Raw genomic sequence first — 21,138 nt, forward strand, 5'->3', positions numbered from 1 at the left:
GTCTCGTGTTCGGGAAGCTGGTTCGGAATGTGCGCACGTGGCGCCCATCGCGAAACGGCTTCCATGCCATTATATTTGCCAATGAAATTCCAATCTGATCGCTTTGCCTTGCCTTCCTTTCGCCGCAGCCTGATCGGTGCCGCCGTCCTGGCCTTCTGCTCTGGCAGCGCTTGTGCCATCGCCCCCTTCGTCGTCAAGGACATCCGCGTCGAAGGCATCCAGCGCACCGAAGCCGGCACCGTGTTCAGCTACCTGCCGGTGCGCGTGGGCGAGACGTTCAGCGACGACAAGAGCGTGGCCGCGATCAAGGCACTGTACGCGACCGGCATCTTCAAGGACGTGCGCCTGGAGGCGGACGGCAACGTGCTGGTGGTGATCGTCGAGGAGCGTCCCGCGATCGCCAAGGTGGATTTCGCCGGCACCCATGAATTCGAGAAGGACATGCTGGTCAAGGCGCTGAAGGACATCGGCGTGGGCGAGGCCAAGACCTTCGACAAGGCGACGGTGGACCGCGCCGAGCAGGAGCTGAAGCGCCAGTACCTGTCGCGCGGCCTGTACGGCGTGAAGATCACGACCACCGTGACGCCGATGGAACGCAACCGCGTCAGCATCAACTTCGGCGTGGACGAGGGCGAGATCGCCCGCATCAAGCAGATCAACATCGTCGGCAACAAGGTCTTCTCCGACAAGGAGCTGCGCAAGGAACTGGCGCTGAACACGAGCGGCTGGTTCAGCTGGTACACCAAGGCCGACCAGTATTCGAAGACCAAGCTGACGGGCGATATCGAATCGCTGAAATCGTTCTACCTGGACCGCGGCTACATCGAGATGAACGTCGACTCGACCCAGGTGTCGATCACGCCGGACAAGAAGGACATCTACCTCACCATCAACATCACCGAAGGCGAGAAGTACACCGTCTCGGACATCAAGTTCGAAGGCGAGATGTTCGGCCGCGAGGAAGAGCTGCGCCAGCTGGTGCTGCTCAAACCGGGCCAGACCTATTCGGGCGCGCGCCTGACGGCCACGAACAAGCTGATCACGGAGCGCCTGGGTAACTTCGGCTACGCGTTCGCCAACGTCAACGCCAATCCGGAAGTGAACCGCGAGAAGCGCGAAGTGGCGTTCACGTTCATGATCGACCCGGGCAAGCGTGCCTACGTGCGCCACATGAACATCGCCGGCAACACGACCACGCGCGACGAGGTGATCCGCCGCGAGTTCCGCCAGTTCGAATCGAGCTGGTACGACGCCAACAAGATCAAGCTGTCGCGCGACCGCGTCGACCGCCTGGGCTACTTCAAGGACGTGACGATCGACACGCCCGAAGCGCAGGGCACGTCCGACCAGGTCGACGTCAACCTGACGGTGGTCGAGAAGCCGACCGGCTCGTTCCAGATCGGCGGCGCGTTCTCGCAGGCCGAAAAATTCAGCCTGAACGCCTCGATCCAGCAGGCCAACTTCGCCGGTTCCGGCAACACCGTCGGCATCGACCTGAACACCAGCAAGTACAGCCGCACGATCGCGTTCTCTGAAACCAATCCGTACTTCACGGACGATGGCGTGTCGCAGAGCTATGAGCTGTACCTGCGCACGTACCGCCCGCCGGCGGTCAACATCGGTGCGTACTCGATCAAGCAGACGGGCGGCCGCGTCAGCTGGGGCGTGCCGTTCTCCGAAGTCGATACCGTGTTCTTCGGCATCGGCCTGGAGCACGCCAACATCGAAACCGACCCGACCAGCCCGAGCTACTTCAAGAAGTACGTGCGCGACCTGGGCGGCCCGGCCAGCGGCGAAGGTTCCGTCTCGTCCAACTCGGTGCCGCTGACGGTGGCATGGGGCCGCGACAGCCGCGACAGCGCCGTCACGCCGACGGTGGGCCGCTACCAGCGCGCCAACCTGGAGCTGGACCTGATCGGCGACACCAAATACTACCGCGCCATCTACGAACACCAGTGGTATCGTCCGCTGACGTCGACGATGACGCTGGCGCTGAAGGGCGAGTTCGACTACGGCCACGGCATCGGCAGCAAGCCTTACCCCGTCTTCAAGAACTTCTACGCGGGCGGCATCGGCTCGGTGCGCGGCTACTACAGCTCGTCGCTGGGCTACGTCGACCCCGTCAACTTCGACGCGCTGGGCGGCTCCTCGCGCCTGATCGGCAATGCCGAGCTGCAGATGCCGTTCCCCGGCCAGGGCAAGGACCGCAGCCTGCGCTGGTTCGGCTTCCTCGACGGTGGCCAGGTCTACCAGGAAGGCCAGAAGATGCGCCTGTCCGAGCTGCGCTTCTCGACGGGCCTGGGCATCAGCTGGATTTCTCCCGTGGGACCGCTCAAGTTGAGTTATGCTAAGCCCTTGAACGCCAAACCGGGCGATCGCCTGGAACGCTTCCAGTTCCAGATGGGCACGGGCTTCTGACGCCGGTCCGCGACAGGCCAAGCCAGTCCGGTGTATTCGTTATAGGAGAATCATGTTGAAGACTGCATCCGCTACGCTGGGCAAGTTCGTTGCCGCTTCGGCGCTGGGCTGCTGCGCGTTGGGCGCGTTCGCCCCGGCGCAGGCGCAGTCCTCCCGCATCGCCTGGCTGAGCCCCGAGCGCATCTACAATGAATCGAAGCTGGCCACGCTGGCGACGAAGAAACTGCAGGAAGAGTTCGCCAAGCGCGAGCAGACCGTCAAGGACCTGGCGCAGCGCCTGAAGGACGCTTCCGACAAGCTCGAGAAGGACATCCCCACGCTGAGCGAGGGCGAGCGCAACAAGCGCCAGCGCGAGGTGGTGGAGCTGGACAAGGAATTCCAGCGCCGCCAGCGCGAGTTCCGCGAAGACGTCAACCAGCGCAGCAACGAGGAGCGCGCCGCCATCGCCGAGAAGGCCACGCGCATCATCAAGCGGCTGGCGGAAACGGAAGGCTACGACATCGTGCTGCAGGATGCCGTGTGGGCCAACCCCCGCATCGACATCACCAAGAAGGTGCTGGACGAGCTGGACAAGGATAAATAATCAGATTGGATCACCCGATGGGCCTTCGACTAGGAGAACTGGTCGAACGCTTGGGCGGACAGTTGATCGGCGACCCGAACACGCAAGTGTCCGGGATCGCGCCATTGACGGACGCCGGCGTTTCACACATCAGCTTTCTCACCAACAGCAAGTTTCGCGCGCAGGCCGGGCAAAGCCGGGCCGCCGCGCTGATCGTATCCCCCAACGACGATGCGCTCATCGCCCAGGCCTACCGGGGCGCGCGCATCGTCACGCCCAATCCGTACGCGTACTTCGCCCACGCGGCGCAGTGGTTCGAATCGCTGACGGCGCACGTGCCGCCGGCGGGCATCCACCCCAGTGCGGTGGTCGATCCGACGGCCAGCATCGACCCGACGGCGCACGTGGGCGCCAACGTGACGATCGAGGCGGGCGCGCGGATCGGCGCCAACGTCGTCATCGACGCCGGCTGCTATGTCGGCCGTGACGCGCAGGTCGGCGCGGGCACGCATTTCTTCGCCAACGTGACGTTCCATGCGCGCTGCACGATCGGCGCGCGCGGCATCGTCCATTCGGGCGCCGTGATCGGCACCGACGGCTTCGGCTTCGCCAACGAGGGGGGCGTCTATGTGCGCATCCCGCAAACGGGGCGCGTGGTGATCGGTGACGACGTCGACATCGGCGCCTCCACCACGATCGACCGCGGCGCGCTGGCCGACACGGTCATCGAGGACGGCGTCAAGCTGGACAACCAGATCCAGATCGGCCACAACTGCCACATCGGCGCGCACACGGCGATGGCCGGTTGCGTCGGCGTGGCCGGCAGCGCAAGGATCGGCAAGTACTGTACCTTCGGCGGCGCCGCGATGGTGCTGGGCCACCTGACCATCGCCGACAAGGTGCACGTGTCGTCGGGCAGCCTGGTGTCGCGCTCCATCCTGGAGCCGGGCCAGTACACGGGCTTCTACCCGCTGGCCAAGAACAGCGAGTGGGAGAAATCCGCCGCCATCGTGCGCAACCTCGCCAGCATGCGCGAGAAGATCCGCGCGCTGGAGAAAACCATTAAAACGATAACGACACAAGACGAGAAACAAGACGAATCATGACGACTGCAGACAACAAGACGCTCGACATCAACCAGATCAAGGCCCTGCTGCCGCACCGCTATCCGATGCTGCTGGTGGACCGGGTGCTGACCTGGGAAGCGAACAAGACGATCACCGCCATCAAGAACGTGACCGCCAACGAGGAATTCTTCAACGGCCACTTCCCGCACAAGCCCGTGATGCCGGGCGTGCTGATGATCGAGGCGATGGCCCAGACGGCCGCGCTGCTGTCGTTCCTGTCGACCAACGTGAAGCCGGACGAGAACTCGGTCGTGTACTTCGTCGGCATCGACAACACCCGCTTCAAGCGCCCCGTGGTCCCGGGCGACCAGCTCAAGATGGACGTCGAGATCGTGCGCACGTCGCGCGGCATCTGGAAGTACAAGGCCGTGGGCAGCGTGGACGGCCAGGTGGCCGTCGAGGCGGACCTGATGTGCACCATCCGTAACACGGTCGAAGCGTAAGCAAGTCGGAGGCAAGCATGGCTACCATCCATCCAACCGCGATCGTCGACCCGAAGGCGCAGCTGGGCGAGGGCGTCGAGATCGGCGCCTACTCGATCGTGGGTCCGGACGTCGTCATCGGCGACCGTACCTGGGTCGGTCCGCACGTCGTCATCGAAGGCCACACGACGATCGGTTGCGACAACAAGTTCTTCCAGTTCTCGTCGATCGGCGCACCGCCGCAGGACAAGAAGTGGCAGGGCGAACCGACCCGCCTGGAAGTGGGCGACCGCAACACGATCCGAGAGTTCTGCACGTTCAACCTGGGCACGGTGCAGGACAAGGGCGTGACGAAGCTGGGCAACGACAACTGGATCTCGGCCTACGTGCACCTGGCGCACGACTGCGTGGTGGGCAACCACACCATCTTCTCGAACAATGCGCAGATGGCGGGCCACGTGGAGATCGGCGACTGGGTCATCATGAGCGGCTACGCCAACGTGCACCAGTTCTGCAAGATCGGTGCCCACGCGTTCGTTGGCATGAGCACCAGCCTGACGCAGGACGTGCCGCCGTTCGTGCTGTTGAACGGTAACCCGGCGCAGGCGCACGGCATCAATATCGAAGGCCTGAAGCGGCGCGGCTTTACGCGCGAGCAGATCAACGCGCTGCGCGCCGCCTACAAGACGCTGTACCGCTCCGGCCTGACCCTGGAAGAGGCCAAGGCGGCGCTGCTGGAGCAGGAGCAGGCCACGCCGGATGCGGCCGAACACCTGCGGGCATTCCGTACCTTCCTCGATACCGCGAGCCGTGGCATCGTTCGCTGACAGCGTCGGCTCGGTCGCGCTGGTGGCCGGCGAGCCATCGGGCGACCTGCTGGCGGGGCGGCTGCTGTCCGGCCTGCGCCGCCACCTGCCGCGCACGCAGTTCCACGGCATCGGCGGACCGCAGATGATCGCCCAGGGTTTCGAATCGCACTGGCCGATGGAGACGATGACGGTGCGCGGCCTGTTCGAGATCATTCCCCGCTACCGCGAGCTGAAAGGCATCCAGAACGCGCTGCGCGACCGCTTGATCGCCGAGCGCCCGGCCGTGTTCATCGGCGCCGACTACCCGGGCTTCAACCTGGGCCTGGAGGCGCAGCTGAAGGACGCGGGCATCCCGACGATGCACTACATCGGGCCGCAGATCTGGGCCTGGCGGGGCGGGCGCATCAAGAAGATCGTGCGCTCCGTGTCGCACATGCTGGTGGTGTTCCCGTTCGAAGCGCAAATCTACGAAAAGGCGGGCGTGCCCGTCACGTACGTGGGTCATCCGCTGGCGGAAGTGATCCCGCTGGCGCCCGACACGGCGGCGGCGCGGCGTGCCCTGGGCCTGCCGGAGGATGCCAACGTCGTCACGCTGATGCCGGGCAGCCGCATGGGTGAACTGAAGTACAACACGGTGGCGTTCGTCGGCGCGCTGAAGCTGCTGCTGCAGCGCGATCGCTCGCTGCGCTTCGTGGCGCCGATGGCTGGCGACAAGCAGAAGCAGTACTTCCTCGAGCTGGTGGCGCAGGCGGGCCTGCAGGACGTGCCGGTCCAGCTGCTGGACGGGCAGAGCCACACGGCCATCTGCGCGGCCGACGCGGTGCTGGTGGCATCCGGCACGGCATCTTTGGAAGTGGCGCTGTTCAAGAAGCCGATGGTGATCGCGTATAGAATGATGCGGGCATCGTGGGAAATCATGCGCCACATGGGGTACCAGCCGTGGATCGGCATGCCCAACATCCTGGCGCGCGAATTCCTCGTGCCGGAACTGCTGCAGCACCACGCCAGCCCCCAGGCGCTGGCCGACGCGATGTGGCGGCAACTGACGGACGTGCCGCACCGGCTGCAACTGGTGCAGCGCTTCACGGACATGCACCACAGCCTGCTGCGCAACAGCGCGGAAGAGAGCGCGGCGGCCGTGATGAAGGTGATCGAAGCGAATCAGAAACGATGAATACCATGCAGACCGGCCTGTTCGACGACTTGCCGTACTCCCTCGACGAAATCATCTGCGGCGTGGACGAAGCGGGCCGCGGGCCGCTGGCCGGCCCCGTGTACGCGGCGGCCGTGATCCTGCATCGCGAGCGCCCCATCGATGGCCTGCGCGATTCGAAGAAGCTGACCGAAGCGCGGCGCGAGGAACTGGCGCCGCTGATCAAGCGCGATTGCGTGGCCTGGGCCATCGCCAAGGCGTCCGAGGCGGAGATCGACAAACTCAATATCCTGCAGGCTTCCCTGCTGGCGATGAGGCGGGCCGTACATGCGCTGGAGACGATCCCCACGCTGGCCCTGATCGACGGCAACAAGTGTCCCGTGATGCGCATCCAGACCATCGCGATCGTGGACGGCGACGACAAGATCGAGTCCATCTCGGCCGCGTCGATCCTGGCCAAGACGGCGCGCGACGACGCGCTGCGCAAGCTGCACAAGAAGTACCCGCAGTACGGCTTCGACCAGCACAAGGGCTACGGCACCGCGCAGCACCTGGAAGCCTTGCGCACGCACGGCGTCTCGCCCGTGCACCGCCGCTCGTTCGCGCCCGTGCGCGAGCTGATCGAGCTGGCGTTCTGAAGAAAAGCCCACTTTGAAGACCATTACTTCGCGCGACAACGCGCAATACAAGGACCTGAAGCAGCTGGCCACGAGCTCGCAGGCGCGCCGCAAGGCCGGCCGCACGCTGCTGGACGGCGTGCACCTGTGCGAGACGTGGCTGCAGCTGCGCGGCCATCCCGAGCAGTGCATCGTCAGTGCCGGCGCCCTGGACAACCCGGAAGTGGCCGCGATGGTGGCCCGGCTGGAAGGCGAGCACGCGCACGTGCTGTGCTTCCCGGATGCGCTGTACGCGGCGCTCAGCCAGGTGGAGCACGGCGTCGGCATCATGTTCCTCGTCGCGACGCCGCAGCGGGCCACGCCGGCCGCGCTGTCCGTCAACGCGGTACTGCTCGATAACGTGCAGGACCCCGGCAACGTGGGCTCGATCCTGCGCAGCGCGGCCGCCGCCGGCATCCGCGAAGTCTGGTGCAGCCCCGGCACGGCGTTCTGCTGGTCGCCCAAGGTGCTGCGCGCCGCGATGGGCGCCCACTTCGTGCTCGACATCTTCGAGAACGTCGAACTGGCGCCGTTGCTGGCGGATGCCCCGATCGCGACCCTGGCCACCAGCGGCTATGCGACCCAGCGGCTGTACGACGTGGACCTGAAGCAGCCGGTGGCCTGGGTGTTCGGCCACGAAGGGCAGGGCGTCTCGAGCGAACTGCTGGGCCTGGCGCGCCACCAGGTCGTCATCCCGCACCTGGGCCAGGTCGAGTCGCTCAACGTCGCCGCGTGTGCGGCGGTATGCTTTTTCGAGCAAGTCAGGCAGAATCTCGACTGAAGGTCTTTTCCCAACAGCAGGCCATGAGCGAAATAGGAGCGCGGATGGAGATCGCACAGCTGCAGTTTCTGGTCGCCGAAGCCGAGCCCGTACAGCGTGAGCTGCTGGCCGGCCTGCTGCGCAGCCTCGGTGCGCAGCACATCCACACGGTGCCGGACGGCCACGCCGCGCTGCTGGCCGTGCAGGGCGCCGCGCCGCCCATCGACATCGCGGTCATCGACCTGGCGCTGCCGGGCATGGACGGCCTGGAGCTGATCCGCCGCCTGGCCGAGGAGCGCTGCCGCGCAGGCCTGATCGTCGTCGGCGCGCAGAGCGGCGACATCCTGTTTTCCGTCGAGACGATGGCGCTGGCGTATGGCGTCGACCTGCTGGGCACGACGGCCAAGCCGGCCACCGTCAGCCGGCTGGAGAAGCTGATCGGCCACTACGCGCCGGCAAACAGCCCGGCCCCTGTTCCGGCCCATCCCGAATTCACGTTTGCCGAGGTCGGGCGCGGCTTGCAGGCGCGCGAGTTCGACCCGTTCTTCCAGCCCAAGATCGAGCTGGAGACGGGCCAGTTGAAGGGGCTGGAGATGTTCGCGCGCTGGCGTCATCCGCACCACGGCGTACTGGGTCCGGCCGCGTTCGTGCCGGTGCTGGAGGCCAATGGGCGCATGGATTTCCTCGACTGGAGCATGATCGAGAAATCGGTGGCCGCCTGCCGCACGCTGCACGACCAGGGCATCCCGATCTCGTTCTCCGTCAACGTCGCTCCCGGCACGCTGTCGCACCCCCAGTTCGTGGGCCAGATCACGGCCTGCCTGGAACGGCACCGCATCCTGCCGGGCTACCTGACGTTCGAGATCACGGAATCGGCCGTGCTGCAGACCGACCCGCACTTCCTGGAGCGGCTGCTGCGGCTGCGCATGATGGGCTTCGGCCTGGCGATCGACGACTACGGCACGGGGCGCTCGAACCTGCAGCTGCTGGCCAGCATTCCGTTCTCGGAGCTGAAGATCGATCGCAGCTTCGTCGATGGCGCCTCGAAGAAGCGCGCCCTCGGCACCGTGCTGAAATCGTACCTGGGGCTGGCGCGCAGCCTGGACCGGCGCTCGTGCGCCGTCGGCGTCGAGACCAAGCAGGACTGGGACTTCCTGCAGGGGCTGGGCTGCACCTACGCCCAGGGCTACTACATCGGCAGCCCGATGGCCGTCGAGGACGTGCCGGCATGGCTGGCGGAGTGGCGCGAGTTTTTCTAGTCGAACTTGCCGCCCCGCAGCAGCACAATCGCCCCGCCGATCACGATCGTCGCCAGCAGCAGGCTGACACCGCCGTTGGCGACGAATTCCATCACGATACGGCCCGGATGGTCGTCCCACGAAATGCAGCGGCGCTCCGGGCACGTGCTGCCCGTGGTGACAATGCGCCAGAACTTGCCGCCGATGTGGTACAGCCCCCAGCAGGCGAACGGATAGACGATCAGCAGGCCGAAGATGCCCAGCCCGTCGTCGTCGCCGCCGTTGCCCGGCACGCGTGGCGGTGGCGGTTGATTCGTCTGTCCCTGCGCGCGCTGGCGCCTTTTCCTCGTACGTTTTCCCATCGGCGCGAGCTTAGCACGCCACGCCGCGGTGAAAGTGCGCGGATTGTCACATTCCCGGTGCCGGCGTCACGGGAATCGGCATGCGCAGGCTGACGTTGAACATGTTCCAGCCACGGATCACGGCGATCGCGTAACCCAGCTCGGTGATTTCGTTGTCGCTGAAGTGCTCCTGCAACTGCGCAAAGTCGGCGTCCGTCGGTTCGCGCTGGGGGATCGCATTGACGGCTTCGGCCCAGTTCAGCGCGGCGCGTTCGCGTTCGCTGAAGAAGGGCGACTCGCGCCAGGCGGACACGGTGTTCAGGTGACGCGGGTCCCGGTCCGCCTTGACGAGCGCGCGCCAGTGCATGTCGATGCAGACGCCGCAGCCGTTGATCTGCGAGACGCGCAGGAAGACCAGCTCGGCCAGTTGCGGTCCCAGGGAACTTTCCTTGACGGAGTCGGACAGCGCCAGCATGGCGCGGAAGTTGGCAGGGGCGTGGTGGTAGAAGTTCAGGCGGGCAGCTTGCGTCATGATGTTCTCCGGTTCGGTGGCGGCAGGTGCACCGTGCGCCTGCCATACCCATTAGACGGCGCCGCGAGTGCGCTTGTGACAGGCGCAGCCCAGAAAAATCACGCCAGGGCGCCGATGCCGGCCAACTTGTCCGGATTGCGCACGACGTAGACGGCAACGATCCTGCCGTCGTCCACGATGAACGACTGGGCCGATTCGATGACGCCGTCCACGTAGCGCAGCAGGCCCGGTTCGCCGTTGATGCGGGCCATGCGGTACGTGACGGCGCCCGGATACTGCGCCTGCACCCACCAGTACAGGCCCGCGATCCGGGCGGCGCCGCGCAGGATGCGGCCGAACGACGGCACCTTGCCGCCGCCGTCGGAGACGAACTGCACGTCGCCGGCCAGGAACGTCTTCATCGCCGCGCGGTCGCCGCTGGCGGCAGCCTGCATGAAACCCGTCAGCACCTCGCGATGCACGTCGCGCGAGACGACGAAGCGGGGCTGTTCCTGGCGCACCCGTTCCTGCGCACGATGGACCAGCTGGCGGCACGCGGCCTCGCTCTTGCCCAGGGTGGCCGCCAGGTCGGCGTAGTCCTGGTCGAATACCTGGCGCATCAGGAACGCGGCGCGCTCCTCCGGCGCGAGGCGTTCCAGCACCCACAGCATGGCCACCGACACGTCGCTGGCCAGTTCGGCCGCGCGCTCCGGCGTCTGGTCATCCAGCTCCACCAGCGGCTCCGGCAGCCACCAGCCGATGTACGCCTCGCGCTCCGTCTGGCGCGAGCGCAGGCGGTCGATGGCCAGGCGCGTGGCGGTCGTCACGAGCCAGGCCTCGGGCGATTGCACGGCAGCCTGCTCGCTGCCATGCCAGCGCAGCCAGGCGTCCTGGACGACGTCCTCCGCATCGGCACGGGTGCCCAGCATGCGGTAGGCGATGGCGAACAGGCGGGGCCGCAGTGCGGCAAAGACGGTGTCGGTCACGGAACTCTCCAGGATGGTCATGCGGCTTAGACGAACGGGGTATCGTCGTTGTGACAGCGGTTTCCTGAGGCAAAGGTGTTGGCACGCGGCCCCATTTGTCACTACATTTGCCGGCTGGAGCATACCAACATTTAACGTATTGACTGGGAGTATATCGATGGACGAAGACACGATCATGCCGTCGCGGCGCCGTTTTGTCGGTGCCGTTGCCACCGGCCTGGCCGCCAGCACGGCCGCAACGGGTGCGCTGGCACAGCAGGGTGGCACTGGTAGCGGTAACAGCGGCGCCCGCAAACCGCTGCCGAACTATCCCAAGCCGCCGTTCCCGAAACAGCAGCAGCCGTGGCCGGGCCTGGCGGGCAAGATGACGCCGCGGCCGGACCATGGCGAGACCAGCTACCAGGGCAGCGGCCGCCTGAACGGCCGCAAGGCCCTGGTCACGGGCGGCGATTCCGGCATCGGCCGCGCCGCCGCGATCGCCTACGCACGCGAGGGGGCTGACGTCGCGCTGAGCTACCTGCCGGCCGAGGAGCCGGACGCGCGCGAAGTGGCGGAGCTGATCCGCGCGGCCGGGCGCAAGGCCGTGCTGCTGCCGGGCGACATCCGCGACGAGGCGTTCTGCAAGAAGCTCGTCGAGGACGCCGCACGCCAGCTGGGCGGGCTGGACATCCTGGTCAGCAATGCGGCGCGCCAGCAGTCGGTGGAGTCGATCCTGGAGTTGACGACGGCCCAGTTCGACTGGACGATGAAGACCAACCTGTACGCCAATTTCTGGATCTGCAAGGCGGCCGTGGGGCTGATGAAGCCGGGCAGCGCCATCATCGTCACGGCATCCGTGCAGGCCTACGATCCGTCGCCGAACCTGCTCGACTATGCGCAGACCAAGGCGGCGCAGGTGGCATTCACCAAGGCGTTGGCGCAGCAGGTGGCGGACAAGGGCATCCGCGTCAATGCGGTGGCGCCGGGGCCGATCTGGACGCCGCTGCAGGTGACCGGCGGCCAGAAGCCGGACGCGCTGGAAAAATTCGGTGCCGACACGCCGATGAAACGCCCTGGCCAGCCGGCCGAGCTCGCCAGCGTCTATGTCACGCTGGCGGCCGACGACGCCAGCTATACGACAGGGCAGGTGTACGGGGTGGCGGGCGGCAAGGGCAACCCGTGAAGCGGGGTGCGGCGACGCACCACGCAAGCCTGACGCTTCGCTCCAGCTGAACTCGGGTCCACCTTGGGGTCACAACCCGACATGGACACGAGCCCGGCCGTTGGCCCAGGCGTCAGCGCTTGACGCGCCCGAACGCCTCGCCCTTCTTCCATGTCGGCATCGTTGCCGCGTTCGCCACGGCATAGCCCAGGTTCAGCGTGAACTGGGCCTGCTGCACCATGCCGGACAGGTCCCAGTCCGGCCGGTATTCATCCGTCACCTGGTGGTAGTCCCTCTTGAAGCCGACCATCTTCGCGCTCGACGTCGAATGGTCGTGCTCGAACTCGAAGTGGCCGTCGCCGGAGAACACGGCCGAGCCCACGTTAAAGGCCGGCACCCCGGCCTTGGCGAACACAAAGTGGTCGGCGCGGAAATACGCGCCCGACAGGTCGGGGATCGACGGCGCCAGCTTCAGCCCCATCTTCCTTGCCACCTGGGCCGACGTCTCGTACAGGCTGCTGCGCTCGGCGCCCGCCACGCCGATATCCTTCGTGCGGCCGGCGAAGTTCATGCTGTCCAGGTTCAGGTCGGCCGCCGTTTGCGCCAGCGGTACGACCGGATTGGCCACATACGCCGCCGCGCCCAGCAGGCCCTGTTCCTCGGCGGCCGGCCACAGGAAGACCTGCGTGCGCTTGGCCGGGCGCTTGACGGCTTCGGCCGCCATCGCCAGCAGTGCCGCGCTGCCGGACGCGTTGTCGATGGCGCCGTTGTAGATGTGGTCCTTGCCATCCGGCGCCACGTCGTCGATGCCCAGGTGGTCCCAGTGCGCCGAGTAGACCACAGCCTGCTGCTTCAGCCTGGCATCGGTGCCGGGCACGATGCCGACGACGTTGAACTGCTCGACCTGGCGGATCGTCGAACGCAGCTCGACGTGCGTGACCACCTTCAGGTCGACGGGGCGGAAGTCGCGCCGTTCGGCCTGGGCCCGCAGCACGTCCAGGTCGAAGCCGGCGGACAGGAACAGTTCGCGCGCCATGTCCTCGTGCAACCACCCTTCGATCGGATTGCCGGGGCCCTTCAGGTGGAAGCGTTCGTGCGAGAAGCCGTTGGCCGGCACGCTCCACGGATAGGAGGCGGAGGGTGTCGTATGGATCAGCAGCGCGCCGGCGGCCCCGCGCCGCACCGCTTCCTCGAACTTGTACAGCCAGCGACCGTAGTAGGTGTAGGCCTTGCCGGCAAAGCGGTTCGGTTCCTCGGCCGTGGGCTGCGGGTCGTTGACCATCATGACGAGGATCTTGCCCTTGACGTCGACGTCCTTGTAGTCGTCCCATTGTTCCTCGTCCGCCTTGACGCCGTAGCCGACGAACAGCAGCGGCGCGTCGAACGACAGGCTGGCCTTGCCGCTGCCCGTGCCGAACACGATGTCCTTGCCGACGATGGGTTGCAGGCGCGTCGCACCGGCGCGGAACGTCACTTTGCTGTCGGGCAGCAGCTTGCTGCCCTCGAACTTCACGGACTGCCGGTAGCCCCCGGTGGGCATGGGTTGCAGGCCGATGACGTGCGCCTGCGTTTCCAGGTAGCGCACGGCCAGGTCGCCGCCGCGCTGGCCCGTGCCGCGGCCTTCCAGCAGGTCGTCGGCCAGGAACGCCAGGTGGCCGCGCAGCGCGTGTTCGGGGACGGCCGGGGCTTGCTGGGCAAGGGCGGCAGGGCTGGACAAGGCGGTGACGAGGGCGGCGGCGCTGATGGCGCGCAGGCGGTGCAGGGTGGGCATGGGCGAGGTTCCGGTTGAATTGCAGAGACGGAAATCTTACCCGATCTGTCCGCCGGCTTGGGCGGCAGCTCGACCGCCGTTCCTTGATGAACGGCGACAAGCTGGGCGCATTCAGGGAATGTTGGCCGGTGGCTGACACGGGCGAGTTTTGCGGATCCGCCCGCCCATCGGAGGCGCTTGGGGTCTGTCCCCGGTAAGTGTCGGCCTTCGCGCTTGCTCGCGGCGTCACGAGGGGACTGACCCTAATGCCGCTAAGTGAAGACCATAAGCACCCCTACGGCGAAGGGCCGGGGTCAGACCCGGCGGGTCTGACCCCAGTTCTTGGTCTTGGTTTTCAGGAGAAGCCAGCGGCTCGCTGACCTATGCGTAGGGACTGACCCCGAAGTTTGTTAGCGTCTCGACGAATCCGGCCAAACTTCGGGGTCAGTCCCCTGGATACGTTACAAGCAAGCGCGCGAGCGAACACTTACCGGGGACTGACCCCAGCTTTCACTCAATACTCCCGCCGGTTCGGCTTGATCTCCTGCAGGATCGTCGTGGAAATCTCTTCGATCGACTTGGTGGTGGATGACAGCCAGCGGATGCCCTCGCGCTTCATCATCTTTTCCGCCTCGTTGACTTCGTAGCGGCAATTCTCCAGCGATGCATACTTGCTGCCGGCGCGCCGCTCGTTGCGGATTTCCGTCAGCCGCTCCGGCGTGATCGTCAGGCCGAAGATCTTCGGTTTGTAGTCGTACAGGGCGGACGGCAGCTTGCCGCGCTCGAAATCGTCCGGGATCAGCGGATAGTTGGCGGCCTTGATGCCGTACTGCATCGCCAGGTACAGCGACGTCGGCGTCTTGCCCGAGCGCGACACCCCCACCAGGATGACGTCCGCCGAGGCCAGGTTCTTGTGCGACTGGCCGTCGTCGTGCGCCAGCGAGAAGTTGATGGCCTCGATGCGGTTCTTGTATTCCTCGCTGTCGACGATATTGTGCGAGCGCCCGATCGTGTGCGTCGATTTCACGCCCAGTTCCTGCTCCAGCGGCGCGACGAACGTCTGGAACAGGTCCATGTGCAGGCCGTTGCACTGGCGGATGACACTCGACAGCTCGGCCTGCACCAAGGTGCTGAAGATGATGGGGCGCTGGCCGTCGGCCGCCGCCATCTCGTTGATCTTGCGGGCCGCGTCGCGCGCCTTGTCCACGGTATCGATGAACGGCAGGCGGATCTGGCGGAAGCGCAGCTCGAACTGGGTCAGCACGGAATGGCCGAAGGTCTCGGCGGTGATGCCGGTGCCGTCGGAAACGAAGAAGACGGTGCGGGCCGCCGCGGGGCGTTGCTCAGATGTCATGAAGAGGGTCTTGTATTTGTGAATCGTCAATTTCCGCCGCAGGCTGTAAAATGTCCGGCAACAGTTGGATTGTGCTGCACGGCCTCCAGAATAACAAGACATGCCGGCATGCCTGCAAGAGGAATACAAGACTCCCGACTTCGGACCGCGGCACGAACGCCGGCCCTGCGCTGCTCAGGCAGCACGCGCGGGCGGCGGGAAACGGTGCGGCGTTGACGGGCGTCCCGGAGCATCGCTCCGCCAGGTTTCTAAACAGTAAGGGTGTCATTATGACCAACATGTCTAACGCAGTACTGAAGGAGCCCGCGCCGGGCGAGAACGCGGTGTACGTCGCCGCGTTCGAGGAGCTGCGCATGACGGACGTCGAGTCCGTCGGCGGCAAGAACGCCTCGCTGGGCGAGATGATCAGCCAGCTCGCGGAAGCGGGCGTCAACGTACCGGGCGGCTTCGCCACCACGGCCCAGGCCTTCCGCGACTTCCTCACCCATTCCATCGACGGCGGCAAGCCGCTGGCCGACCGCATCGCCGACCGCCTGGCCGACCTGAACGTGGACGACGTCCGTTCGCTGGCGCAGGCCGGCGCGGACATCCGCCAGTGGATCGTCGATACGCCGTTCCAGCCCCGCCTGGAGCAGGAAATCCGCGCGTTCTACGACAAGCTGGTGGCCGAGTCGGATGCCGAGATGTCGTTTGCCGTGCGTTCCTCCGCCACCGCGGAAGACCTGCCGGATGCTTCGTTCGCGGGCCAGCAGGAGACGTTCCTGAACGTGGTCGGCATCGACAACGTGCTCGATGCGATGAAGCACGTGTTCGCGTCGCTGTACAACGACCGCGCCATCTCGTACCGCGTGCACAAGGGCTTCACGCACGCTGAAGTGGCCCTGTCGGCCGGCGTGCAGCGCATGGTGCGCTCCGACCTGGGCGCCGCCGGCGTCATGTTCACCCTCGACACCGAGTCCGGCTTCAAGGACGTGGTGTTCATCACGTCCAGCTACGGCCTGGGCGAGACGGTGGTGCAGGGCGCCGTCAACCCGGACGAATTCTACGTCCACAAGCCGATGCTGGAGCAGGGCAAGTCGCCCGTTATCCGCCGCAATATCGGGTCAAAACTGATCAAGATGGAATTCACCAGCGAGGCGAAAGCCGGCCGCTCCGTGAAGACCGTCGACGTGCCGATCGAACTGCGCAACCGCTACTCGCTGACGGATGCGGAAGTGGTCGAGCTGGCGAAATACGCCGTCATCATCGAGAACCACTACGGCCGTCCGATGGACATCGAGTGGGGCAAGGACGGCCGCGACGGCAAGCTGTTCATCCTGCAGGCGCGCCCGGAAACGGTCAAGTCGCAGCAGAAGGCGACCGACGCGCAGCAGCGCTTCAAGCTTAAATCCACCGGCACCGTGCTGGCCTCGGGCCGCGCCATCGGCCAGAAGATCGGCGCCGGTCCCGTGCGCGTGATCCACGATCCGTCCGAGATGGAGCGCGTGCAGCCGGGCGACGTGCTGGTGGCGGACATGACCGACCCGAACTGGGAACCCGTCATGAAGCGCGCCTCGGCAATCGTCACGAACCGTGGCGGCCGTACCTGCCACGCGGCGATTATCGCCCGTGAACTGGGCGTGCCGGCGGTGGTCGGCTGCGGCGACGCGACCGAAGTGCTGAAGGACGGCACGTTCGTCACCGTCTCCTGCGCCGAAGGCGACGAAGGCAAGATCTACGACGGCCTGCTGGAAACGGAAGTGTCGGAAGTGGCCCGCGGCGAACTGCCGCAGCTGCCCGTGAAGATCATGCTCAACGTGGGCAATCCGCAGCTGGCCTTCGACTTCCAGCAGGTGCCGAACGCCGGCGTGGGCCTGGCCCGCCTGGAGTTCATCATCAACAACAACATCGGCGTGCACCCGAAGGCGATCCTGGAATACCCGAACATCGATCCGGACCTGAAGAAGGCCGTGGAGTCGGTGGCGCGCGGCCATGCGTCGCCCAAGGCGTTCTACGTCGACAAGCTGGCCGAGGGCGTGGCGACGATCGCCGCCGCGTTCTGGCCGAAGCCCGTCATCGTGCGCCTGTCCGACTTCAAGTCGAACGAGTACAAGAAGCTGATCGGCGGTTCGCGCTACGAGCCGGACGAGGAAAACCCGATGCTGGGCTTCCGCGGCGCCGCGCGCTACCTGGCCGAGGACTTCGCCGAGTCGTTCAACATGGAATGCCTGGCGATGAAGCGCGTGCGCGAGGACATGGGCCTGACCAACGTCGAACTGATGGTGCCGTTCGTGCGCACCATCGGCCAGGCGCGTAAAGTCGTCGAGCTGCTGGCCAAGAATGGCCTGAAGCGCGGCGAGAATGGCCTGCGCCTGATCATGATGTGCGAGATCCCGTCCAACGCCGTGCTGGCCGACCAGTTCCTGGAGTACTTCGACGGCTTCTCGATCGGTTCGAACGACCTGACCCAGCTGACCCTGGGCCTGGATCGCGACTCCGGCATGGAACTGCTGGCGGCCGACTTCGACGAACGCGATCCGGCCGTGAAAGCGCTGCTGGCGATGGCGATCTCCGCTTGCCGCAAGCAGGGCAAGTACATCGGCATTTGCGGCCAGGGCCCATCGGACCATCCGGACCTGGCCGAGTGGCTGATGGAGCAGGGCATCGAGTCGATGTCGCTGAACCCGGACTCCGTCATCGACACGTGGCAGAAACTGGCGGCGCTGCAGAAATAATCCCTACCCAACAATAGGAAATTACATTATTGTTACCCTCGCCGCCCACTGGGCCGCGAGGGTTTTTTCTTGATAGGAGGCGATCGAAGATGGCGGACTGGATCATGTGGCTCATCGCGGCCGGGGTGCTGGTCGCGCTGGAGCTGTTCAGCGGGACGTTCTACCTGCTGATGGTGGCCGTGGGCGCCCTGGCCGGCGCGCTGCTGGCCTTCCTGCGCGTCGACCTGCCGGGCCAGATGCTGGCCGCCGCCCTCGTCGGCATCGTGGCCACCGTGCTGCTGCGGCGCAGCCGCTATGCCCGCACTGCCCGCGGCGAGGCGGGCAGCGATCCCAACGTCAACCTCGATATCGGCCAGACCGTCCAGGTCACGCACTGGGAGCATGGCGCCGCGCGCGTCATGTACCGGGGCGCGCTGTGGGATGTGGAGCTGGCCCCCGGCGCCGTCGCGCAGGCGGGCATCTTCACGATCCGCGCAGTGCGTGGCAGCACTCTCATCGTCAGCTGATCCTCGGCTGGGCGCCAGGCTGGCGCCACGCGCACGCGGCCCTGGCCATCTTCATCGCAATAAGGACAACAATATGGACATTACATTCGGCGGCGTCACGCTGGTCATCCTGCTCGTGGCACTGGTCTTCGTCTTCAAGACCATCAACGTGGTGCCGCAGCAGCACGCGTGGGTGGTCGAACGGCTCGGCAAGTACCACGCGACCCTGGGCCCGGGCCTGAACATCGTCGTGCCGTTCATCGACCGCATCGCCTACAAGCATATCCTGAAGGAGATCCCGCTGGACGTGCCGTCGCAGGTCTGCATCACGAAGGACAATACGCAGCTGCAGGTGGATGGCATCCTGTACTTCCAGGTGACCGATGCGATGCGCGCGTCCTACGGTTCGTCCAACTACGTGGCCGCCATCACGCAGCTGGCGCAGACGACGCTGCGCTCGGTGATCGGCCGCATGGAGCTGGACAAGACGTTCGAGGAGCGCGACCAGATCAACACCTCGGTGGTCAATGCCATCGACGAATCGGCCGCCAACTGGGGCGTAAAGGTGCTGCGCTACGAGATCAAGGACCTGACGCCGCCGGCCGACATCCTGCACGCGATGCAGGCGCAGATCACGGCCGAGCGGGGCAAGCGGGCGCTGATCGCCGCCTCCGAAGGGCGCAAGCAGGAGCAGATCAATATCGCCACGGGCGAACGGGAAGCGTCCATTGCCCGCTCCGAGGGCGAGAAGCAGGCCGCCATCAACCGCGCGCAGGGCGAGGCGGCCGCCATCACGGCGATTGCCGACGCGACCGCCGGTGCGCTGCGCCAGGTGGGCGCCGCCATCGAGCAGCCGGGCGGCTCGGAAGCGGTCAACCTGCGCGTGGCCGAGCAGTACGTCGACGCATTCGCCCGCCTGGCGAAAACCAACAACACGCTGATCGTGCCCGCCAACCTGGGCGACATGAGCAGCCTGATCGCCACCGCGATGCAGGTGGCGAAAACGCAAAAGGCCGAGCGCACCGTCGTGCGGCCCGATTGAGGAGAGACTATGGCAACGTGGGGTATCGGACCGTACGGCAACGACTTCGCGCAGGACTGGGCGGAAGACCTGCAGGAATCGAACGACTTGTACTTTATCGAGAACACGCTGGACAACGTGTTGTCGGCCGGGCAGGCCGACGTGCTGGAGGCCCCGTTCGGTGCCGAAGGGCTGGCGGCCGTCGAGACGCTGCTGCGCCTGTTCGGCCGCGACGGCGTGGCCGACGAGGACTCGCAAGCGGTGGACGACTGGGTCGGCGCCATCAAGGGCCGTTTCCGCCCGCGCACGGACCTGTTCGAGAAGGCCGGGCGGGCGCTGGACCTGATCCTGTCGGAACGGTCCGAATTGCGCGAGTTGTGGCAGGATAGCGAGCATTACGAACCATGGCGTGCCGGCGTACTGGCACAACAGGCGCGCCTGCAAGCATGACGGGATCTTCCATGGCGGTAACGAAGACGATCGTGGCGCTGGCCGCCGCGTGCTGCATGGCAGCGGCAGTGGCCGCGCCCGCGGATGAGACACTGCAACGGCTGGGGCAGATCCGGGCCATGCCGGCGGCCACGGGCCCGCAGGATGCATTGCGCCAGCGCGGCGAGCTGGATGCGGCCTGGCGCTGGTTCGGCAACCACAAGGCCGATGCCTTGCCGGTGCTGCGGCGCGAACTGGCGGCGGAACTGAAGAAGGCGCAACCGAACCAGCTGCTGCTGCTGGACGTGGGCTACTTCCTGCGCGCGCAGGGCGAGCCAAGCGACAGGGCCCTGGCGCTGCAGGCACTGCTGCGCATCGACCCCGCCGGCACCGTGCCGCAGTCGCAAAGCCAGCAGCTGTTCCGCTACGTGCACGCGCTGGCGGCCGAGCGCGACGTCCGCCTGTTCCCGCTGCTGGACAAGGTCTTCCTGCGCGGCCGCGTCACCGTGTTCCTGCCGCAGCAGGGCTATACGGTCGACGAGACGTCCACCTGCATCTACTTGTACGGCCAGTATGGCGTGGCGGCGGAGCGCCACCTGCGTGGCCTGCTGGGCGACGCCAGCGTCGTCAACCGCGCCTTGGAGGTGCTGATGTGGGTGGGTTCGCCGGACAGCGTGCCGGCCGTGGCGGCGCTGCTGAGCACGGCCGACGCCGATACCTTCGCACGTGCCGCCACGTTCCTGCTGCGTGCCGGCGGGCCGCAGGGGCGCGACGCGTTGCTGGCCTTCGATCCGCGCGGCCTGCAGGGCAAGACGCTGGAGTTCTACCGCCAGACCCGCGGCCAGCTCGATCGCATGACGTTCGACGCGCTGGCAAACCAGCTGGTCGAGGTGGCCGAAGACCGCGCGCCCGCCGCGCCAGCGGCGATACGCGGGCTCGATGCCGCGGCGGCCCGCCAGGTCTTCGCCACGCTGCACGCGACCTACGGCAGCTATGAAGGCATCGCGCCGGCCGCCATCGCCCGCGCCGCGCTGCCGCGCCAGGCGCTGATCGACGAGCTGGTAAAAGTGCGCGAACGCAGCCTGCTGCGCGTGTCCGGCGAGGCGCTGGCCGATATCGATACCACCAATACGCTGATCAATACCGTGCGGTTCCGCGACTGAATCCGCCGGTGCCGCTGGGGTCTGTCCCTGCACAGGGACTGACCCCGAAGTTTGGCTCGTGTTCAGCAGACCAGACTTCAGGGTCAGTCCCCGCCGGG

The 21,138-nt window shown here is 66.2% G+C and carries 20 protein-coding genes; 15 read left to right on the forward strand and 5 right to left on the reverse strand.

The features are described 5' to 3' along the window. The first annotated feature begins 81 nt into the window (after window positions 1-81). The 9 genes from bamA to PX653_RS05285 are packed head-to-tail and all read left to right on the forward strand — an operon-like array spanning window position 82 to window position 9,166. Window positions 82-2,418, forward strand: coding sequence for an outer membrane protein assembly factor BamA (gene bamA, locus PX653_RS05245; protein ID WP_277416858.1), 2,337 nt, complete (start codon window positions 82-84; stop codon window positions 2,416-2,418). 52 nt (window positions 2,419-2,470) lie between these two features. Then, window positions 2,471-3,001 (forward strand): OmpH/Skp family outer membrane protein, encoded by a 531-nt coding sequence (locus PX653_RS05250; RefSeq protein ID WP_277416859.1) that lies wholly within the window; start codon window positions 2,471-2,473, stop codon window positions 2,999-3,001. Between the two features lie 17 nt (window positions 3,002-3,018). Then, a complete protein-coding gene (gene lpxD / locus PX653_RS05255; protein ID WP_277416860.1) occupies window positions 3,019-4,086 on the forward strand; it encodes a UDP-3-O-(3-hydroxymyristoyl)glucosamine N-acyltransferase in 1,068 nt (355 codons plus the stop codon). Beyond that, on the forward strand, window positions 4,083-4,550 hold the full coding sequence (gene fabZ, locus PX653_RS05260) for a 3-hydroxyacyl-ACP dehydratase FabZ (protein WP_107142566.1): 468 nt from the start codon (window positions 4,083-4,085) through the stop codon (window positions 4,548-4,550). Before lpxD ends, fabZ begins: the two co-directional genes overlap by 4 nt. A gap of 17 nt (window positions 4,551-4,567) precedes the next feature. Then, complete coding sequence (gene lpxA, locus PX653_RS05265) at window positions 4,568-5,356, forward strand: acyl-ACP--UDP-N-acetylglucosamine O-acyltransferase (RefSeq protein WP_277416861.1); 789 nt, start codon at window positions 4,568-4,570, stop codon at window positions 5,354-5,356. Beyond that, window positions 5,340-6,512 carry a lipid-A-disaccharide synthase gene (gene lpxB, locus PX653_RS05270; RefSeq protein WP_277416862.1) on the forward strand — a complete coding sequence of 391 codons (1,173 nt, stop codon included), beginning with the start codon at window positions 5,340-5,342 and terminating at the stop codon, window positions 6,510-6,512. The genes lpxA and lpxB overlap by 17 nt, the downstream gene beginning before the upstream one ends. After that, window positions 6,509-7,129, forward strand: a complete 621-nt coding sequence (gene rnhB / locus PX653_RS05275) for a ribonuclease HII (protein WP_277416863.1) — start codon at window positions 6,509-6,511, stop codon at window positions 7,127-7,129. Before lpxB ends, rnhB begins: the two co-directional genes overlap by 4 nt. A gap of 13 nt (window positions 7,130-7,142) precedes the next feature. Beyond that, window positions 7,143-7,928 carry a TrmH family RNA methyltransferase gene (locus PX653_RS05280; RefSeq protein WP_277416864.1) on the forward strand — a complete coding sequence of 262 codons (786 nt, stop codon included), beginning with the start codon at window positions 7,143-7,145 and terminating at the stop codon, window positions 7,926-7,928. Window positions 7,929-7,972: 44 nt separating this feature from the next. Then, window positions 7,973-9,166 carry an EAL domain-containing response regulator gene (locus PX653_RS05285; RefSeq protein WP_277416865.1) on the forward strand — a complete coding sequence of 398 codons (1,194 nt, stop codon included), beginning with the start codon at window positions 7,973-7,975 and terminating at the stop codon, window positions 9,164-9,166. Here PX653_RS05285 and PX653_RS05290 read toward each other — a convergent pair. From PX653_RS05290 to sigJ, 3 genes are all read right to left on the reverse strand, one after another. Further along, window positions 9,163-9,507, reverse strand: a complete 345-nt coding sequence (locus PX653_RS05290; RefSeq protein ID WP_277416866.1) for a hypothetical protein — start codon at window positions 9,505-9,507, stop codon at window positions 9,163-9,165. The genes PX653_RS05285 and PX653_RS05290 overlap by 4 nt on opposite strands. 46 nt (window positions 9,508-9,553) lie before the next feature. Beyond that, a complete protein-coding gene (locus PX653_RS05295; protein WP_277416867.1) occupies window positions 9,554-10,018 on the reverse strand; it encodes a carboxymuconolactone decarboxylase family protein in 465 nt (154 codons plus the stop codon). Window positions 10,019-10,116: 98 nt separating this feature from the next. Then, window positions 10,117-11,004, reverse strand: coding sequence for an RNA polymerase sigma factor SigJ (gene sigJ / locus PX653_RS05300; RefSeq protein ID WP_277416868.1), 888 nt, complete (start codon window positions 11,002-11,004; stop codon window positions 10,117-10,119). A gap of 136 nt (window positions 11,005-11,140) precedes the next feature. Here sigJ and PX653_RS05305 point away from each other — a divergent pair, with 136 nt between their 5' ends. After that, window positions 11,141-12,145 (forward strand): SDR family oxidoreductase, encoded by a 1,005-nt coding sequence (locus PX653_RS05305; protein WP_277416869.1) that lies wholly within the window; start codon window positions 11,141-11,143, stop codon window positions 12,143-12,145. Window positions 12,146-12,257: 112 nt separating this feature from the next. Here PX653_RS05305 and PX653_RS05310 read toward each other — a convergent pair whose 3' ends face one another. Beyond that, complete coding sequence (locus tag PX653_RS05310) at window positions 12,258-13,895, reverse strand: M28 family peptidase (RefSeq protein WP_277416870.1); 1,638 nt, start codon at window positions 13,893-13,895, stop codon at window positions 12,258-12,260. A 493-nt stretch (window positions 13,896-14,388) separates the two neighbouring features. Beyond that, entirely contained in the window at window positions 14,389-15,228 is an 840-nt protein-coding gene (gene ppsR / locus PX653_RS05315) for a posphoenolpyruvate synthetase regulatory kinase/phosphorylase PpsR (RefSeq protein ID WP_277416871.1), read from the reverse strand. Window positions 15,229-15,506: 278 nt separating this feature from the next. Between ppsR and ppsA the strand changes: the two genes are divergently transcribed. The 5 genes from ppsA to PX653_RS05340 all read left to right on the forward strand — a co-directional run bounded on the left by ppsA (window position 15,507) and on the right by PX653_RS05340 (window position 21,040). Beyond that, window positions 15,507-17,942, forward strand: a complete 2,436-nt coding sequence (gene ppsA / locus PX653_RS05320) for a phosphoenolpyruvate synthase (RefSeq protein WP_277416872.1) — start codon at window positions 15,507-15,509, stop codon at window positions 17,940-17,942. Between the two features lie 89 nt (window positions 17,943-18,031). After that, complete coding sequence (locus tag PX653_RS05325) at window positions 18,032-18,448, forward strand: NfeD family protein (RefSeq protein ID WP_277416873.1); 417 nt, start codon at window positions 18,032-18,034, stop codon at window positions 18,446-18,448. A gap of 73 nt (window positions 18,449-18,521) precedes the next feature. After that, window positions 18,522-19,469 carry an SPFH domain-containing protein gene (locus PX653_RS05330; protein ID WP_277416874.1) on the forward strand — a complete coding sequence of 316 codons (948 nt, stop codon included), beginning with the start codon at window positions 18,522-18,524 and terminating at the stop codon, window positions 19,467-19,469. A gap of 9 nt (window positions 19,470-19,478) precedes the next feature. Then, window positions 19,479-19,898, forward strand: a complete 420-nt coding sequence (locus PX653_RS05335; RefSeq protein WP_277416875.1) for a DUF4259 domain-containing protein — start codon at window positions 19,479-19,481, stop codon at window positions 19,896-19,898. Continuing rightward, a complete protein-coding gene (locus tag PX653_RS05340) occupies window positions 19,895-21,040 on the forward strand; it encodes a hypothetical protein (protein ID WP_277416876.1) in 1,146 nt (381 codons plus the stop codon). The genes PX653_RS05335 and PX653_RS05340 overlap by 4 nt, the downstream gene beginning before the upstream one ends. Window positions 21,041-21,138: the final 98 nt, after the last annotated feature.

It is taken from the genome of Pseudoduganella chitinolytica, from assembly GCF_029028125.1.
GTDB classification, from domain to species: domain Bacteria; phylum Pseudomonadota; class Gammaproteobacteria; order Burkholderiales; family Burkholderiaceae_D; genus Rugamonas; species Rugamonas chitinolytica.

Coding starts and splice junctions, on each gene's coding strand:
- ppsA (WP_277416872.1), top strand. CDS start 15,507: ATGTCTAACGCAGTACTGAAGGAGCCCGCGCCGGGCGAGAACGCGGTG.
- PX653_RS05295 (WP_277416867.1), bottom strand. CDS start 10,018: ATGACGCAAGCTGCCCGCCTGAACTTCTACCACCACGCCCCTGCCAAC.
- lpxD (WP_277416860.1), top strand. CDS start 3,019: ATGGGCCTTCGACTAGGAGAACTGGTCGAACGCTTGGGCGGACAGTTG.
- PX653_RS05305 (WP_277416869.1), top strand. CDS start 11,141: ATGGACGAAGACACGATCATGCCGTCGCGGCGCCGTTTTGTCGGTGCC.
- PX653_RS05335 (WP_277416875.1), top strand. CDS start 19,479: ATGGCAACGTGGGGTATCGGACCGTACGGCAACGACTTCGCGCAGGAC.
- bamA (WP_277416858.1), top strand. CDS start 82: ATGAAATTCCAATCTGATCGCTTTGCCTTGCCTTCCTTTCGCCGCAGC.
- fabZ (WP_107142566.1), top strand. CDS start 4,083: ATGACGACTGCAGACAACAAGACGCTCGACATCAACCAGATCAAGGCC.
- rnhB (WP_277416863.1), top strand. CDS start 6,509: ATGAATACCATGCAGACCGGCCTGTTCGACGACTTGCCGTACTCCCTC.
- PX653_RS05290 (WP_277416866.1), bottom strand. CDS start 9,507: ATGGGAAAACGTACGAGGAAAAGGCGCCAGCGCGCGCAGGGACAGACG.
- PX653_RS05325 (WP_277416873.1), top strand. CDS start 18,032: ATGGCGGACTGGATCATGTGGCTCATCGCGGCCGGGGTGCTGGTCGCG.
- PX653_RS05285 (WP_277416865.1), top strand. CDS start 7,973: ATGGAGATCGCACAGCTGCAGTTTCTGGTCGCCGAAGCCGAGCCCGTA.
- lpxA (WP_277416861.1), top strand. CDS start 4,568: ATGGCTACCATCCATCCAACCGCGATCGTCGACCCGAAGGCGCAGCTG.
- PX653_RS05310 (WP_277416870.1), bottom strand. CDS start 13,895: ATGCCCACCCTGCACCGCCTGCGCGCCATCAGCGCCGCCGCCCTCGTC.
- ppsR (WP_277416871.1), bottom strand. CDS start 15,228: ATGACATCTGAGCAACGCCCCGCGGCGGCCCGCACCGTCTTCTTCGTT.
- PX653_RS05330 (WP_277416874.1), top strand. CDS start 18,522: ATGGACATTACATTCGGCGGCGTCACGCTGGTCATCCTGCTCGTGGCA.
- sigJ (WP_277416868.1), bottom strand. CDS start 11,004: ATGACCATCCTGGAGAGTTCCGTGACCGACACCGTCTTTGCCGCACTG.
- PX653_RS05340 (WP_277416876.1), top strand. CDS start 19,895: ATGACGGGATCTTCCATGGCGGTAACGAAGACGATCGTGGCGCTGGCC.
- PX653_RS05250 (WP_277416859.1), top strand. CDS start 2,471: ATGTTGAAGACTGCATCCGCTACGCTGGGCAAGTTCGTTGCCGCTTCG.